Source organism: uncultured Caldilinea sp. (assembly GCF_937128415.1).
In the GTDB taxonomy this organism is placed as follows: domain Bacteria; phylum Chloroflexota; class Anaerolineae; order Caldilineales; family Caldilineaceae; genus Caldilinea.
The window spans coordinates 139011-155000 of the sequence record NZ_CAKZMJ010000065.1 but is presented as its reverse complement, the minus strand read 5'-3'; the positions used below and the strand labels follow the sequence as shown (position 1 = coordinate 155000).

Genomic DNA, 15990 nt, shown 5'->3' with positions numbered 1-15990 from the left:
AGATCGCCGAAACGGAGACGCCATCGCCTCAAGCTGCTCCGCCTGATACGCTCAACGCTCGCATCGGCGTGCTGACGCGGCGCGAGGTCGAAGCCCGCATTTTGGCGCCGGTGATCGACGCACTGGGCGAAGCCTTTGGCCGTGAACAGGTCGTGGAAATCGTGCGCCAGACGATCATCAAAGTGGCGCAGGAGCAAGGCGCTCAGCTCGCCGCCGCCATGGGCGACAATTCTTTGGCCGCACTGGCAGAGTCGCTGCGTTTCTGGACGCAGGACAATGCGCTCGAGATCGAGGTGCTGGCGCAGGACGCGGAGCGCTTCGAGTTCAACGTGACGCGCTGTCGCTACGCCGAACTTTATCGGGCGCTTGGCATCCCAGAGTTGGGGGCGGTCCTCTCCTGCAACCGGGACTGGGCGTTGATCCAGGGCTTCAACCCGGAGATTGAACTGACGCGCACGCAGACGATCATGCAAGGCGGGCCCTTTTGCGACTTTCGCTATCGCCGCTTGTCGCCACAACCCATCAACCTGGAGGAGTGATGCGCTCGTTTCGCCTGGCACACACCTATTCGATCGTCGCCTGCGACCCTTCAATCGGCCAGCTTGGCGCAGCGGTGCAGTCTCACTATTTTGGAACCGGCGTTGTTGTGCCCTGGGTGCAGGCGGGCGTCGGCGCTGTAGCGACGCAGTCCTTTGTGGAGATTTCGTATGGGCCGTTGGGGCTGGCGATGATGGCTGCGGGCAAAACGGCTTCGCAGGCGTTGGCCGGGCTGCTCGCCGCCGATCCGCAACGGGAGCGTCGTCAGGTGGCGATGGTGGACGTTCACGGCAATGTCGCCACCCACACCGGCGTTCAATGCATCGCCTTCGCCGGCCATCGCAGCGGCGAGGGCTACTCGGTTCAAGCCAACCTGATGACGAAAGCAACAGTCTGGGACGCCATGGCCGAAGCCTACGAGCAAACGAAGGGCGACCTGGCCGAGCGCATGATGGCGGCACTGGAAGCGGCGGAAGGCGAGGGCGGCGATCTTCGCGGGCGACAGTCGGCTGCAATGGTGGTGGCGAACCTGCAGGCCTCCGGCCCCTCGTGGGTGGATCGACGGATCGACCTGCGCGTCGACGATCATCCCGAACCGCTGACTGAGCTGCGGCGCCTGCTGCGCGTGCGTCGGGCCTACGATGAATGGGATGCAGCCGAGGCGTTGCTTCAAGAGAGCGATGTGACGCCCGAAAAAATCGAGGCGGCGAAAAGGCGCTTCGCCGAAGCGCCCGACCTCATGCCGGACAACCCGGAGGGGTTGTTTTGGTTCGCCTGTGCGCTGGCGAAGGTCGGCCAGGTGGATGCTGCGCTTCCTCTTCTCAGACAGGTTTACGACGTGCAACCTATCTGGCGCGAACTGCCGCCACGGCTGATGGATGCAGGCCTTTTACCGCAGGATTCGGCGCTTTTGCAGCGTCTGATGGAAGCACGCTGAAGCCTTGCCTCCATTTTGCAGAAAACCGGCGTCTGGCCGGAAGCCAAACCTGCGTTGGTCGCCAGATGACTTGGCCCAGGGTTACTCGCCTCGAAAGACCGGCGCGCGCTTCTGCAAGAAAGCCATCACGCCTTCCTTGTGATCCTGCGTGGCGATGGCGAGCGCCTGAAGATCGGCCTCGTAGTCGATAGCTGCCTCCAACGAACTTTGCAGCGACGCGTTGAGCGCCTGTTTGGTCCAACCCAGCGCTTTGGTGGGACGCTGCGCCAGCGACTGCGCCCACTCCATCGCCTTGTGCATCAGGAAAGAGCCGGCCACCAGCTGATTGCACAGTCCAAGTTGCAAGCAGCGCGGCGCCGTGATGCGTTCGGCCTCGATGCAAAATTGCAGGGCGCGGCTATAGCCCACCATGCGCGCCATGAACCAGGTGGAGCCGGCGTCCGGCACCAGCCCAATGTTGGAGAAAGCCTGCAAAAGATAGCCGTCCTCATCCATGATGCGCAGATCGCACGCCAGCGCCACCGAGGCGCCGGCGCCCGCTGCGCCGCCGTTGATGGCGCCGATGATGATCTTGGGCATGCTCGTCATGCGCAGGATCAGCGGTTTGTAATAGGTTTTAATCGCTTCACGCACATTGGAAGGATCGATTGCACCTGTGAAGATGCTCAAGTCTTGACCGGCGCTGAAGGTCGGACCTTCGCCGGTCAAGACGATGATGCGCACGGCTGGGTCCTGTTCAGCGCGGCGAAAGGCGTCGTTTAGCTCGGTCAACATCTCCGGCGTGAAGGCGTTGCGCCGTTCCGGGCGATTCATGCGAATCACGGCCACTGCGTCTTCGACTGCGTAGAGCACGGTTTTGGAATCGGTCGTCATTGTTCAATCCCCCCACACGTCTGCAAATTTTTCTTTTTCTTGAAGCTCGATCAGTGGGATCGGCGTCGAAAAGGGGTAATCGCCGGTGAAACAGGCGTTGCAGTAGCCGTCCTCGGCTTTGAGCGCGCGCATCATGCCTGCGATGGACAGGAAAGCGAGCGAGTCGGCGCCGATGTGCTCGCAGATCTCATCGATGCTCTTGTTGGCTGCAATCAGCTCATCTTGCGACGCCATGTCCACGCCCATGAAGCAGGGGAATTTGATCGGCGGACAGGCGACGCGCACGTGCACCTCTTTGGCGCCGGCCTTGCGCAACATGCGCACCAGTGGGCCGGAGGTGTTGCCGCGCACGATCGAGTCATCGACCAGGACGACGCGCCGGCCCTTGAGATTCTCCGGCAGAGGGTTGAATTTCATCGCCACACCCACCTTGCGCAGCTCGTCGGAGGGCTGGATGAAGGTGCGGCCGATGTAGCGGCTTTTGATCAACCCTTCGCTGTAGGGGATGCCGCTCTTCTGGGCGTAGCCGATGGCGTGCGGCGTGCCGGAGTCAGGCACGGGCACGACAATGTCGGCTGCGGCGGGCGCCTCTTTGGCCAGTTGGCGGCCGAGTTTCTGTCGCGTTTGATGGACGAGCCGACCGTTGAACACGCTATCGGGGCGGGCGAAATAAATCTGCTCGAAGGTGCAAAAGGCGAGGCGTTGAGGCGGCGCGCCCTGGACGATTTCATATCCGTTGGCGTCGATGCGCACGATCTCGCCTGGCTGAATCTCCGCCACCATCTCAGCCCCGATCGTGGCGAAGGCGCAGCTCTCCGACGCCAGCACATGTCCGCCGCCCGGCAGGCGGCCCAGCACGAGCGGGCGCAAGCCCCAGGGGTCGCGCACGCCGTAGACGGCGTTGCGCGTGAGGATCGTGAGGGCGTAGGCGCCTTCGGCGCGCGCCATCATGGTGCGAATGCGCGCCATCCAGTCGCCGCCGGCGCCGGCCAGCATGTGCAGCAGCACTTCGCTGTCGCTGGAGGTGGAAAGGCCCACGCCGCGGCTGAGCAGCTCGAGACGCAATTGCGGCGCATTGATGAGATTGCCGTTGTGCGCAATGGCGAGCGGCCCGTCGAGCGTCTCGATCACGTAGGGTTGGGTGTTGCGTAGCTTGGGCGCGCCCGTCGTCGAATAGCGCGTGTGGCCGATGGCGATGTGTCCACGCAGATAGCGCAAGTTGTCTTCATCAAAAACCTGGGACACCAACCCCATGCCTTTGTGCACATGAGCGATGCGTCCGTCGCAGGTGACGATGCCCGCCGCCTCTTGCCCTCGATGCTGAAGCGCATAGAGGCCAAAAAATGTGTAGCGCGCCGCTTCCAGTCCAGGAGCGAAAATGCCGAAAACGCCGCATTCTTCATGCAATTTGTCTTCAGGAGCCATGCGACCCTCCCTCGTTGACCACGTCAGCCCATTCGCTCAGAGCGGCTGTTTCTCTGGATTCGAGGGCTGAATCATGTTGCCTCGCCAAGACGCTGCGAGCCTTCAACACGCGCGCCCGCGCTTCTTCTATTGTATCCGCCAATGCCGTCAAGTGTCCCATTTTACGTCCCTTGCGCGGCTCTTTTTTGCCGTACAGATGCAGCTTAATCCCGCGGTCGGCGAGCGCCGCCGCCCAGTTCGGCTCTCCGTGACTCCAGAGGTCGCCCAACAGATTGGCCATGGCGGCGGGGCGGAGCAGGTCGGTGGCTCCCAGCGGCAGTCCACAGACGGCGCGCGCCTGTTGCTCGAATTGGCTGGTGATCGACGCCTCGATGGTCAGATGGCCGGAGTTGTGCGGTCGCGGCGCCAGCTCGTTGATTAACAGCCGCCCGCGACGATCGAGGAACATTTCGACGCAAAGCACCCCCACCACGTCGAGCGCTTCCAGCACCGCCCGCGCCAGCTCGATCGCCTCGCAGGCCAGGCGAGGCTCGAGCCGGGCCGGCGCTACGGAAAGGTCGAGAATATGGTTGCGATGGACATTCTCGATGACGCCCCAGTGCGCGAATGCGCCATCCATCCCGCGCGCAGCGACGACCGAAAGCTCGCGTTCAAAATCGACGAAGCCTTCAAGGATGGCCTCCTGTCGCCCGATCGCGTTCCACGCCGAAAGCGCCTGTTCAGGCGCGTCGATGCGCATCTGCCCCTTGCCGTCGTAGCCGAATGCAGCGGTTTTGAGAACGGCGGGCGCCCCGATCTGGTCCATGGCGCTCCGCAAATCTTCTTCGGTGCGCACGGCTGCGAAGGGCGTCACCGGCAGGCCGGCGCCGCGCAAAAATTGCTTCTCGCGGAGCCGTTGCTGCGTCGTGTGCAGGACATGTCCTCCTGGCCGCACCGGGACGCCTTCCTCGGCGGCCACCTCTGCGACGGCGGCGGCGACGTTCTCGAACTCAAAGGTGACGACGTCGACCTCTCTCACGAAATTGCGCACGGCGTCCAGGTCGTCATAGGGGGCGCAGACTTCGCGATCGGCGACCTGTCCGGTGGGCGAATCCCGGTCAGGCGAATAGGTGTGAATGCGATACCCCATCGCCCGTGCAGCCAGCGCCAGCATCCGTCCAAGCTGTCCGCTGCCGAAGACGCCGATGACGGCGGGGGGAAAGAGAACGGAAGACGGTTTCACTCCTGGCGATCTCCTCTAGCCGAATCGGTATTATCGATTGCTCAAGATGAGTTACTCAAGCGTTTCTTGCATCACCTGCTCCGCTCGCAGCCGACGGAATTCGCGCAATTTTTCACGCAGTGTAGGCCGCGTGTTGGCCAAAATGGCGATGGCGAGCAGCGCCGCATTGACTGCGCCCGCTTTGCCGATGGCCATCGTTGCCACAGGCACGCCCGCCGGCATCTGGACGATGGAGAGGAGCGAATCCAGCCCGTTGAGCGCGCGGCTCTGGATCGGCACGCCGATCACCGGCAGCAGCGTATGGCCGGCGGTCATGCCGGGAAGGTGCGCAGCGCCCCCGGCGCCGGCGATGATCACCTCCAGCCCGCGCGCCTCAGCCTGCACCGCATATTCGACCATCCAGTCCGGCGTGCGGTGGGCGGAGACGACGCGACATTCATGCGGCACGCCGAATTCATGGAGCGTCTCCGAGGCGGCTTTCATCGTTTCCCAGTCGGACTTGCTGCCCATGATAACGCCGACCAGGGGACGAGACTCTGCGTTCATCTGTGTTCTTCCCTAACCTTCAAGCTGAGGCAGCCGCTTGCAATTCACCTGCGCGCACGACGGCCTCAAGGATTTTATGGTAGCCGGTGCAGCGACAGAAATTGCCTGTCAGCGCTTCGGCGGCTGCGGCGATGTCGGGATGGGGCCGCTCTTCGAGCAATTTGGCTGCACTGACGAGAAAGCCCGGCGTGCAATAGCCGCATTGCACGCCGCCGCTCTCGATGAACGCCTGCTGCACAGGGTGAAGTTGTCCGCACGCAGCCAGTCCTTCCACCGTGAGGATTTCGCCGCCCCATGCGCGCTCCGCCGGCACCATGCATGCCATCACCGCCATGCCGTCGAGCGAGACCGTGCACGCGCCGCATTCGCCTTCGGCGCAGCCTTCCTTGACGCCCACAAAGCCGACGGCGCGCAGGCTGTCGAGCAGCGTCATGCCGCCGGGCAACGCCACGCTGCGGCCGTTGACGAGCGCCGTGCGTTCGTTGGCGTCGGCGCCTTCGGATCTTTTCCCGTTGCGTCGCGCCACCGGCCAGACGCCTCCCGTATCTCCCCAGAGCAGCACCGGTTGCGCCGGCCAGCCGGCGCGCGTCTCTCCGGCTGCAATCTGTCGCAACGCCCGGGCCGTCAGCGCCTCTACCATGGCGCGACGATATTCGGCGCTGCTGCGGATGTCGTCGATCGGAGAAGCGGCCTGCACGGCGAGTCGAGCGGCTTCGGCGATGGTCTCTTCTTCGAGCGGCTTGCCGACCAGGAAGCTCTCCGCCGCCGAGGCGCGCACCACGACCGGCGCCACCGCGCCCAGTGCGATGGATGCTCTGATCAACGGCGCGTCTAAAGCGGGCGCTTCGCGCTCCACCACCACCGCCACGTTGACGACGCTGATCGCCTGGGCGCGGCGCAGACCCAACTTGATGAAGATGCCGTCGCAACGTTCGTTCAGCGCCGGGAAAGAGACGGCGGTGACCAGCTCATCCGGCGCCAGATCGACCTTGCGAAAGCCGGTGATGAAGGCGTCGAGCGGCAGGGTGCGCTCTCCGCGCTCCAGGCTGCGCACAGTGATGCGGGCGTCGAGCGCCAACAGCGGCGCAATCGTATCGTTGGCCGGGCTGGCCGTGATCACGTTGCCCACCACCGTGGCGCGGTTGCGGATCTGCGGCGCGCCGACCTCCCAGCAGGCGCGCGCCAGCGGGAAGGCTTTTTCGACGATCAAGGGACTGGCCACGCACTGATTGTGGGTGACGAGCGGGCCGAGCTGAATGACGTCGTTGCTCTCGATGATCGAGGCCAGCCCAGGGATGCGCGTCAGGTCGATCACGCCGGGGGGGCTGCCATCGGGGCGCCGGCGCACCCCGCGCTCGATCTCCAGCAGCAGGTCGGTGGCGCCGGCGAGCGCGCGCGCATCCTCGCCGTATTTGGCTTTCAGGTAGAGCGCTTCTTCCAGCGTGTTCGGTGAGTGATAAAAGGCGTACGTCATCCTCGATTTACCTTTCCACGCGCCATGTCATCTGTTTGAACGGCGCCGCCAGCAGGGCGGCGCGATACTCGGCCTCTGAGACAAAGTGAGTTTGCGGAAGCACGCGGCCGACGACCGAGACGGTGAAGGACTCGACGCCGAAAGGCCATGGCTCAAAGTGAATGCATTTTTCATCGTAGGCCATCACGATCGTCGTCTCAGCGCCTTCAAAGTCGACCGGGCAATGTTCAATTTCTCGACGATTCGCCCAAGGCATCAACACCTGCAGGCTGGCGACGTCGCCGAACTGCAACAAGCGCGTGTTCGCCTCGATGCGCACCGGCGCCAACCATTCGGTCGCCTCGGAGACTTCGCGCAAGGCAAGGCGCACACGCTCCGCCAGCGCATCGGCATCTTCGCTGAAGCGTTGGATCGCCGTCCGCGCCTTGTCGTCCAGTCCGTGTCCGGGAAAGGCCCCATAGAGCAGCGCCGCATGGCGAGCCACCAGCAGGCCGGCGTAAGGATGTTGAGCGCTGGCGCGGGCCACCCCGCGCCGCCAGAGCGCGACCTTGCCCAATGGATCGTCATCGTGCACAAAATCCATGGGATAGCCGTCGCTGCGCAGTCGAGGCTGTTGCTCCCACTCCCACCAGCCGTTGTCATGTTGGCCGATCGCCAGCATGACGGCGTCATAGGGAGACGGTTGCGCAAAGTCCCGGTTGCCCCAATGGCGGCAGAAGGCCTCCGCCATCATCGCATGGGAGGTCTGATGGATGCAGAGCAGCCGACCATCCCCGAGAGCGCGGACGATCATGATTCCTCTTCGCCCAGCATGCGGTAGATAAAGACGAATAGACCGATGGCGACGCCGAGCAACAGACTCACGAACGCTTCGAGCCAGCCCAGGCGCAGCGCACGCGCAACTGCAAAATGGCTGACGCCCAGGCCGATGGCGCCCGCCGCCACCTCAGCGGGCACCGGCGCTTCGGCGCCCGGCGTGAAATGAACGGCCTTCTGCATCTTGTCGATCTGCGCTTCGGATTGTTCGCCGGCCCAGCGCAGATAGAACGGCAGGGCCAGGGCGGTCAGCGCAGCGCTGAGCATCATGCGTAAAAACGCCCACATCCGCATCACCCTCGCAAAATGCGCGTAATCTGCTCCAGATGCAATGCATCGTGCAGCCCGACCTGCATCAGGGCGTCGTCCATCGTGAAGTGGCCACGCTCAGGATGAATTGCGGAACGTCGCCATTGCGCCTCGCTCAAAGATTCAAACAGGGCGGCGAATTCCTGACGCGAGGCGTGCAGCTCGGCCAGCGCTGTGCGCAAGTCCTGTTCGTTGTAGCGAAATTCGATCGCCATCCGTTCATGATCGTACGCCTGAAGCTTTGGCTCCTCTTCCCGCAGCATCTGGCGCACGCGGCTTTGAAAGATGCGGTCGAAGTCGCGCAGATGGCAGACCACCTCCAGGACCGTCCAGCCTCGTTCGCCGTCCGCTGGGTCGCGGCGCGTCGTTGCAACGTCCTGGCTCACATCGGCGAGCATGAACTCAAGGACGGCCAGCGTGTGACGCATCAGTCGAATGTGGCCGGCGCGTGCACGGGCCACGTCGCAGTCAAGTCCCATCGCAACACCTTTCGATATGCATGAAAACCTTTTCCCCATTTTACTCCGAAACAAACGCGGACGAGAAACAACGACGAGAAACAATGCTGGAAGAAACAATGTCGGAAGAAACAATGTCGGAAGAAACAATGTCAGAAGAAACAATGTCGGAAGAAACAACATCGATGGTATAATCAGCCAGCCGATGCAGTTGCGGTTCACCATCAGGGGGATAACGGAATGGCGACGACGACGGTCACCTTGGAACGCAAACGCGAAACCCTCCTGGCGCCGACTCGTTTCTGGGAAGTCGACGCCATGCGCGGGGTGGCGATCATCACCATGATCGTCTACCACACGCTGTGGGATCTCTGGTATTGGCGCGTGTTGCCCGACATCGTGCTGTGGGACGGTTTTTGGAAATATTGGCAGCGCTTCACCGCCGGCACCTTTTTGATCCTGGTCGGCGTCTCGATGACCCTGGTGTATCGTCGCGAACGCAGCCGCCGAGGGCCCGATGCGCCTCTCTTTCCGAAATTTTTGGGTCGCGGGCTGAAAATCTTTGGCTTTGGCATGATCATCACCCTCGTCGTGGGGCTTTCTGGCGTGGGTTATGTGGACTTTGGCATCTTGCACCTGATCGGCGCCTCGACCATTCTGGCGTATCCCTTTCTGCGCTTCACCTGGCTCAACTTCGGCCTCTGGGTGGCGTTTTCGGCGGTGGGCCGGTGGCTTCTGACGGTGCATTTCGACGGCCGCTGGGTTCCGGTGATCATAGGCTCCTACGCCACGATCTTTTTTATCAACGGTCGTTGGCTCGCGCCGCTGGGCATTACGCCGAACTATTACGCCGCAGTGGACTATTTCCCGCTCATTCCCTGGTTTGGGGTGATTCTGTTGGGCGTCTGGTTCGGCAACTGGTTCTACACAGACAATCGTCGCCTCCTGCCGCTGCCGGAGTGGGGTGATTTCGCTCCGATCCGTGGGCTGCGCTTTCTCGGACGACACTCTTTGTTCATCTATCTCATTCATCAGCCTGTGATCCTGGCCATTCTCTTCCTGCTCGGCATCGTGCGGCTCTAGGCGCTTCTGCCACTGCGCCGGGAAAGACGCCGCAGAGAGCGCAAAGACCTTCTTTCTGCGCGCCCTGCATTTCCGCAGCATTCCTGCAGCGGACCTCCGTTCTTCTTGCCTTCAAATCTTCATATGCAAAACTAACGACGCGCATATGCACTTCAGACATTCCTGCGCTATGCTCAAAATCGAAAAGCACGATGAAAAGTAGTGAGCGTTGTGAGACCTGCAAGGGAGTGATTTCCAGGATATCTCGGTAAATGAAAGGAGGATTTCCTATGACGAGCATTACCCGGTGGGATCCCTATCGCGAGCTGACTGCAATGCGACAGTTGATCGATCGCTTCTTCGAGGACGACTTCACCCGCTTCCCGAGCCTGTGGGAGCGCCGGCCTGAGACAATTCCGCTGGCGTTGGACGTGGCCGAGAAAGATGATGCGTTCATCATCAAGGCGTCGCTCCCGGGCGTGCCTGCAGAGGATGTCGAAGTGACGCTGACCGACAATGTCCTGACCATCAAGGGTGAGGTCAAAGAGGACAAGGAGATCAAAGAGGAGAACTATCATCTGCGCGAGCGCCGCTTCGGCACCTTCATGCGCAGCGTGACGCTGCCTGCGCCCGTAGACGCCGACAAGATCGAGGCCGTCAACGAGAACGGTGTGCTCACGCTGACGCTGCCCAAGGCGGAGTCGGTGAAGCCGAAACGGATCGAGGTCAAGAAGGTCGTCAACAGCTAATAGGGTTCTTCCTTCTGGTGGAGAGGCCGGACTGCACAGTCCGGCCTTCTTTTTTCCTTCAGCCGTTCACCCGGTGCGGCTTCTGGCGATATGTTCTCGCCGGGCCGTTCTGTCACGCCGGGGGGCGATTGGCTCATTGCGCCGACCTTCGCCATTCTTCAGAGCGATTTATTTCTGCGTCCGATGCATTTCTGGTATGCTGCGGGAGGAAGCCTTGAATAGATTTCGAGATGCGTTCAGGCGATCTCGGTTTCTGCCAGGAAATCTGAACGCGCCCGCTTTTTCAGGAGATCGATCATGACGACGCCCTCTGACCTGTTGACGCACGCACAGGCGCTCTCCGGCCAGTTGATCGACTGGCGCCGCAACATTCACATGCATCCTGAGCTGAGCTTTCAAGAGCAGCGCACTGCAAAGCTGGTTGTAGACGAGCTAACCAAGATGGGAATGGAAGTGCAGTCCGGCGTCGGCAAGACCGGCGTCGTTGGATTGCTGGGCGAGGGCAGGCCGGTGGTGGCGATCCGCGCCGATATGGACGCGCTGCCGATCGATGAACAGAACGACGTCCCGTATCGCTCGCAGACGCCCGGCGTGATGCACGCCTGCGGCCACGACGCCCACACGGCGATCCTGTTGGGCGTCGCCCGGCTGCTTTCGACGATGCCGGATCGCCCGGCCGGTCAGGTTCGTTTGCTCTTTCAACCCAGCGAAGAAAACACCGATGAAGAAAACAAATCCGGCGCCGTGCGCATGATCGAAGACGGCGCGCTGGAGGGCGTCGACGCCGTGATTGCGTTGCATGTGGCCAGCGATCTGCCCAGCAAACGCATTATGATCGCCGATGGATACGCCAGCGCCAATGAGGATTCCTTCGAGGTCTGGCTGCGTGGCACCGGCGGCCATGGCGCTTATCCTCACCAGGCCGTCGATCCCACTTTCATTTTGGCGCAAGTTCTCAACGCCATTCATGGCATCCGCGCCCGCCGCATCGATCCGGCGAAAGCCGCCGTGATCTCGATCGGCGCCATTCACGCCGGAACCGCCACCAACGTGATCCCTAGCGAGGTCTATCTTTCCGGCACCATGCGCAGCTTTGAAGACGCTGTGCGCCAACAATTGCGCGACGAACTGGCGCGCGTGCTGGAAATCACCCACGTCTTTGGCGGCGATTTCGAGCTGAAGCTGCGCCCCGGCTATCCTTCGCTCTACAATGACCCCGACGTGGCGCGGCTGGTGCGCATCTCGGTGCGCGACCTGGTCGGCGCGCAGGCGTTGCTGGAGCCAGAGCCGATGATGGGCGCCGAGGATTTCAGCTACATGACGCGCAAGGCGCCCGGCGCCATGTTGATGCTCGGCGCCAAAAAAGACGACCTCGACCGACCGCATCATACGCCGATCTTCGACATCGACGAGTCGGCCATGCCTTTGGGCGTCGCCATTCTGGCCGACGTCGCCTGTCGCCTCCTGCGACAAAAAAGTGAGTTGAGCGCGGCGTGAACGTCTATATTTCGCTGCTTCAGCGCAACCGCAACTTTCGCAATTTATGGCTGGCGCGCGTCGTCAGCAATCTCGGCGATTGGTTCAACCTGCTTGCTTCGGCGGCCTTGATCGCCCACTTGAGCGGCGCCGGCACGGCGATCAGCTTCCTCTTTTTGGCGCGCTTTTTGCCGCTCTTTGTGATGAGCCCCTTTGCGGGCGTGCTGGCCGATCGCTATGAACGTCGCACGCTGCTGATCTGGACCGACATTCTGCGCGCCGTCGTCGTCCTCGGCTTTCTGCTCGTGGACCGACCCGAGCGCATCTGGCTGCTTTATCTTTTGACCGTATTGCAATTCATGTTGAGTGCGGTCTTCACACCTGCCCAACAGTCGTATCTCCCGGCTGTGGTGGACAGAGAGGACCTGGTCACAGCCAACGCGCTGGACAGCTTCACCTGGAGCACGATGCTGGCGCTTGGGGCGCTGCTCGGCGGCGTGGCGACAGCCTTTCTCGGCGTGCAGGCGGCGTTTTTGCTCGATGCGCTCACCTTTCTTATCTCGGCCTGGTTTTTAGCGCACGTCACTGTGCGCAGTCGCGCTCAGGCCTCGGCGCAAGATGGCCGGTCGGCCGTGCGTCGGGCGTTTGTGGAGATCGTCGAGGGCATGCGCTACCTGGGCGCGCAGCCTGTGTTGTTGACCTTCGCGCTCGTCAAGGCCGCCGGCGCGCTGGTGTGGGGCAGCGTTAATGTCCTGGAAATCCCGCTGGCGGAGAATGTCTTCCCGCTGCGCGGCAGCGGCACGCTCAGCCTTGGGCTGATCTACGCTGCGGTGGGCGTTGGCACCGGCTTTGGACCAATCCTGCTGCGCGCCTGGCTGGGCGATTCCTGGGGCGGCCTGCTCAAGGCGGTCTCGGTTGGCTTTTTTGCCATGACGCTCGGCACGCTAGGGTTGGCGATGGCGCCCTCGCTCGGCTGGGTGCTCGGCGCCACCGCTGTGCGCGGCGTCGGCACCGGCGCGCTGTGGGTGTTCTCCGCCGTGTTGCTGCAGCTCTTACTGCCCGATCGGTTGCGGGGACGCGTCTTCGCCTTTGAATTTGCTGCGCTGACGCTCACCCAGTCCATCAGCACGCTCTGGGCCGGCTACGCCTATGACAACCTGGGGTGGAGCCTGGGGGAGACGCTGTTCAGCGCAGGCGTCGTCAGCATTTTCGCAACCGCCGGCTGGATGCTCTTTTACTTGCGCGTGCGAGAGCGCTCCGCCCTTCTCGCCGAGGCGGAGCGATAGACGAGCTTTATCGCCGTCGGCTCATTTACGCCTGAAGCGTTATGATTTCGGTTTGGGCTGATGGACGCGACAATAGGGCGAACCGGCCATCGGCCTGTTCTTGCAAGGCTTGCCGGCGGCCGTGAGGGCGGCGCAGGCGGCGGGAGCCGTCGCCGGAGAGATTTTCTCATCCTCTTTTGTGTCGATCGCTTTTGCACCGACGGCCGACGCTTCGGTTGGCGTCGTTCCTTCCACAGCCTGGCGCAGACGGGTGAACTCCTCGCCGAATTCTTCTGCAATGCGCTCCGGGTCGGGCACAAGGCCGGCGTCCGCCACAATGCCTAGCGTCACTTCGCCGTTGTAGCTGAGGATGCTGATCCCCATCCCAAGGTCGCCGGGGTGAGGCACCCAGAAGGTCATGCGCGCGACCGGGGCGCCGGCCAGGTGCAGCAATTGCCGCGGCCCGGCGACGTTGGTCATGACGAGCGTCGCCTTGCTCCCAAAGATGCTGACGGCGATGTCTTCCATCGGTTTGGGCGTGCGACCGAAGAGATTGAGGATGCCCAGAAAGACTGCAGCCTCCGGCGACTGTTTGATCGCGTCCATGTTGCGCTTGGTCGCCTTCAGCCGTTCCAACGGTTCGGCGACGCCGATGGGAAGATCAAGGAAGACCAACCCAAAGCGGTTGCCAAGCTCGAACGCGCGGTCGGGCCTCCTCAAGTCCACCGGCACGACGGCGCGGATGGTCATGCCGTCGACATCCGCGCCCCGCTCTCGCATGTAGCGGCGCAGGGCACCGGCCATGGCCGCCACCAGCACATCGTTCACCTTGGCGTTGGTCGCCTTGCCGATGCGCTTGACCTCCGGCAGGGCGACCGGCTCCGACCAGGCCACGCGCTTCGGCAAGCCAAGAGGCCCCTTGAGAGGGGAGGCTGGGTCCGGTGGTTTCAGCAACGTTCCCGCCGCCACCCCGACGCTGCGGGCGGCCATTTGCACCAGCTCCGCCACCTGCGAAGGATGAAGCGCCAAATTGGCGCCTGCGCTGAGCGCGCGTACAGACTGGTCGATGACGCGCGCCACCGGCCGCGCCAGCGCATCGAGCAGTCCTGCGCGCGGCGGTCGCGGCGCGCGGATTTCCCGCTCGATCGGCGCGTCCGGCTCCGCGTCGAACAAGACCTGCGAGACCGCCATCATCGCCGTGCCATCTCCGATGCAGTGGTGGAAGCGCAACACCAGCGCGCTGCCTTCGCCGACGCCGTCCACGACATGCGCCTGCCACAGAGGGCGTCGATAGTCGAGCGGTGTGCTGGCGATGTCGCTGAGCAGATCGAACAGCGCCTTTCTATCGCGCGGCTCCGGAAGGGCGATGTGATGAAAGTGTTCTTCAATGGAAAAATAAGGGTCGTCCTCCCAGTGGGGAACAGGGTACGGGAATCCCTTTTCGATCACGCGCTGCCGAAATCGTCGGAAATAGAGAAGGCGATGGGCGAACACCTGTTTGGTGCGCTCGAAATCGAGCGGTTCTTTGGTCAGCGCAACGCCGGTCACCATCGCCAGGTTGGTCGGGCCGTCCATGCGATACCAGGCGGCGTCCACCGGGTCCATCATTTCGACTTTTCTGCTCATCGGGCGCCTCCCTTGGGGTGAAGGTTCTGAATAGCCGGCCAGGCGCAGCGATGGACTGCACCTGGCCGGTTGTTTGAATTCCTTGCCAATCCTCTACAGAGAAACAGTGCGTGCGAGCGAAGCGATGAGGCTATTATCTTGGGATTTTCAAGAGACGTCAAGCACTTTGCGGTTCCCGTACAGCCGCTGGTAGAACTCCTTAAATTCGCCGTTGCGGATCGGCTCCCACCACCAGCGGTTTTCGACATACCAGCGCACGGTCATGCGGATGGCCTGTTCGTGCGTGTATTGCGGCTCCCACCCCAGCGCCTTGAGCTTGTCGACGTTCATGCAGTAGCGACGATCGTGCCCCTGGCGATCTTCGACGTGCTGGATCAGGCTGCGAGGCTTGCCCAGCTCGTCGAGCAGAATCTCCACCATCTCCAGATTGGTCATCTCCTTGCCGGTGCCGATGTTGTATGTCTCGCCGATCGCGCCTTTGTGGAGCACCACGTCGATGCCGGCGCAGTGATCGAGCACGTACTGATAGTCGCGCATCTGTTTACCGTCGCCGTAGACGGGCAGCGGCATGTCGTTGAGCGCATTGGTGACGAAGAGCGGCACCACCTTCTCCGGGTACTGGTAGGGGCCGATGTTGTTGGCGCCCCGGCTGATCGTCACGGGCAACCCGTAGGTGATGTAATAGGCGTTGACCATATGATCGGCGCTCGCCTTGCTGGCGGCGTAGGGGCTGCGCGGGGCGAGACAGTCGCTCTCCAGGCTGCGATGGTCGCCATGGATGTGCCCATACACTTCGTCGGTGCTGATCTGGTGATAGCGCAAATTGCCTGCCTTGCGCGCGGCTTCGAGGAGGACGTAGGTGCCATAGACGTCGGTGCGAATGAATGCGTCCGGGTCCAGGATGCTGCGGTCGACGTGGCTCTCCGCCGCAAAGTTGATGATCGTGTCGATGTGGTAGGCGCGAATCGCCGCCTCCACCGCCGGCGCGTCGCAGATGTCCCCGCGCACGAAGCGCATGCGGCTGCCGTGCCTGGCCTGAATGTCCTGCAAATTCTCCAGACGCCCCGCATAGGTGAGCTTATCGTAGACGACGATGGTGTAGTCGGGATACTTGTCGAGCATGTAGCGCACGAAGTTGCAGCCGATGAAGCCGGCGCCGCCGGTGACCAACAGGTTTTGCATAACTCCTCCTGAAACGATGAACGGTGGGTGCGT

Annotated in this window: 16 protein-coding genes (1 of these 16 cut by a window edge); 6 read left to right on the top strand and 10 right to left on the bottom strand. The window is 62.5% G+C overall.

Annotated features, from left to right (window positions below):
- Positions 1-539, top strand: partial view of an L-2-amino-thiazoline-4-carboxylic acid hydrolase gene (locus Q0367_RS10645; RefSeq protein WP_297633556.1) — the 3' portion only. 16 nt of this gene lie to the left of the window's left edge; the window shows 539 of its 555 coding nt (coding positions 17-555); the start codon falls outside the window, past its left edge; it ends in the stop codon at positions 537-539.
- Positions 539-1474 (top strand): DUF1028 domain-containing protein, encoded by a 936-nt coding sequence (locus Q0367_RS10640; protein WP_297633558.1) that lies wholly within the window; start codon positions 539-541, stop codon positions 1472-1474. Before Q0367_RS10645 ends, Q0367_RS10640 begins: the two co-directional genes overlap by 1 nt.
- Positions 1475-1555: 81 nt before the next feature.
- Here the strand turns inward: Q0367_RS10640 and Q0367_RS10635 are convergent, their stop codons facing one another.
- Genes Q0367_RS10635 through Q0367_RS10600 form a run of 8 tightly spaced genes read right to left on the bottom strand, consistent with a single transcriptional unit; the run spans position 1556 to position 8618 of the window.
- Positions 1556-2347: an enoyl-CoA hydratase/isomerase family protein gene (locus Q0367_RS10635; RefSeq protein WP_297633560.1), complete on the bottom strand. Its 792-nt coding sequence runs from the start codon at positions 2345-2347 to the stop codon at positions 1556-1558.
- A gap of 3 nt (positions 2348-2350) precedes the next feature.
- On the bottom strand, positions 2351-3772 hold the full coding sequence (purF, locus tag Q0367_RS10630; RefSeq protein WP_298982154.1) for an amidophosphoribosyltransferase: 1422 nt from the start codon (positions 3770-3772) through the stop codon (positions 2351-2353).
- A complete protein-coding gene (locus tag Q0367_RS10625) occupies positions 3762-4994 on the bottom strand; it encodes a 5-(carboxyamino)imidazole ribonucleotide synthase (RefSeq protein WP_298982152.1) in 1233 nt (410 codons plus the stop codon). The genes purF and Q0367_RS10625 overlap by 11 nt, the downstream gene beginning before the upstream one ends.
- Before the next feature lie 51 nt (positions 4995-5045).
- On the bottom strand, positions 5046-5540 hold the full coding sequence (gene purE, locus Q0367_RS10620; protein WP_298982149.1) for a 5-(carboxyamino)imidazole ribonucleotide mutase: 495 nt from the start codon (positions 5538-5540) through the stop codon (positions 5046-5048).
- Positions 5541-5559: 19 nt separating this feature from the next.
- Positions 5560-7014 carry an FAD binding domain-containing protein gene (locus tag Q0367_RS10615; protein ID WP_298982146.1) on the bottom strand — a complete coding sequence of 485 codons (1455 nt, stop codon included), beginning with the start codon at positions 7012-7014 and terminating at the stop codon, positions 5560-5562.
- A 7-nt stretch (positions 7015-7021) separates the two neighbouring features.
- Entirely contained in the window at positions 7022-7807 is a 786-nt protein-coding gene (locus Q0367_RS10610; protein ID WP_297633572.1) for a DUF3891 family protein, read from the bottom strand.
- A complete protein-coding gene (locus Q0367_RS10605) occupies positions 7804-8118 on the bottom strand; it encodes a hypothetical protein (RefSeq protein ID WP_297633574.1) in 315 nt (104 codons plus the stop codon). Before Q0367_RS10605 ends, Q0367_RS10610 begins: the two co-directional genes overlap by 4 nt.
- A 5-nt stretch (positions 8119-8123) precedes the next feature.
- Entirely contained in the window at positions 8124-8618 is a 495-nt protein-coding gene (locus tag Q0367_RS10600) for a DinB family protein (RefSeq protein ID WP_297633576.1), read from the bottom strand.
- Between the two features lie 219 nt (positions 8619-8837).
- Here Q0367_RS10600 and Q0367_RS10595 point away from each other — a divergent pair, with 219 nt between their 5' ends.
- From Q0367_RS10595 to Q0367_RS10580, 4 genes are all read left to right on the top strand, one after another.
- Complete coding sequence (locus Q0367_RS10595; RefSeq protein WP_297633578.1) at positions 8838-9680, top strand: DUF1624 domain-containing protein; 843 nt, start codon at positions 8838-8840, stop codon at positions 9678-9680.
- Positions 9681-9949: 269 nt separating this feature from the next.
- On the top strand, positions 9950-10408 hold the full coding sequence (locus Q0367_RS10590) for an Hsp20/alpha crystallin family protein (protein WP_297633580.1): 459 nt from the start codon (positions 9950-9952) through the stop codon (positions 10406-10408).
- A 297-nt stretch (positions 10409-10705) separates the two neighbouring features.
- Positions 10706-11905: a M20 family metallopeptidase gene (locus tag Q0367_RS10585; protein WP_297633582.1), complete on the top strand. Its 1200-nt coding sequence runs from the start codon at positions 10706-10708 to the stop codon at positions 11903-11905.
- Positions 11902-13170 (top strand): MFS transporter, encoded by a 1269-nt coding sequence (locus Q0367_RS10580; protein ID WP_297633583.1) that lies wholly within the window; start codon positions 11902-11904, stop codon positions 13168-13170. Before Q0367_RS10585 ends, Q0367_RS10580 begins: the two co-directional genes overlap by 4 nt.
- A 39-nt stretch (positions 13171-13209) precedes the next feature.
- Here Q0367_RS10580 and Q0367_RS10575 read toward each other — a convergent pair whose 3' ends face one another.
- Together Q0367_RS10575 and rfbB are read right to left on the bottom strand one after the other, a co-directional pair.
- Entirely contained in the window at positions 13210-14775 is a 1566-nt protein-coding gene (locus tag Q0367_RS10575) for a wax ester/triacylglycerol synthase family O-acyltransferase (protein WP_297633585.1), read from the bottom strand.
- Between the two features lie 147 nt (positions 14776-14922).
- On the bottom strand, positions 14923-15957 hold the full coding sequence (gene rfbB, locus Q0367_RS10570; protein WP_298982141.1) for a dTDP-glucose 4,6-dehydratase: 1035 nt from the start codon (positions 15955-15957) through the stop codon (positions 14923-14925).
- Positions 15958-15990 lie beyond the last annotated feature (33 nt).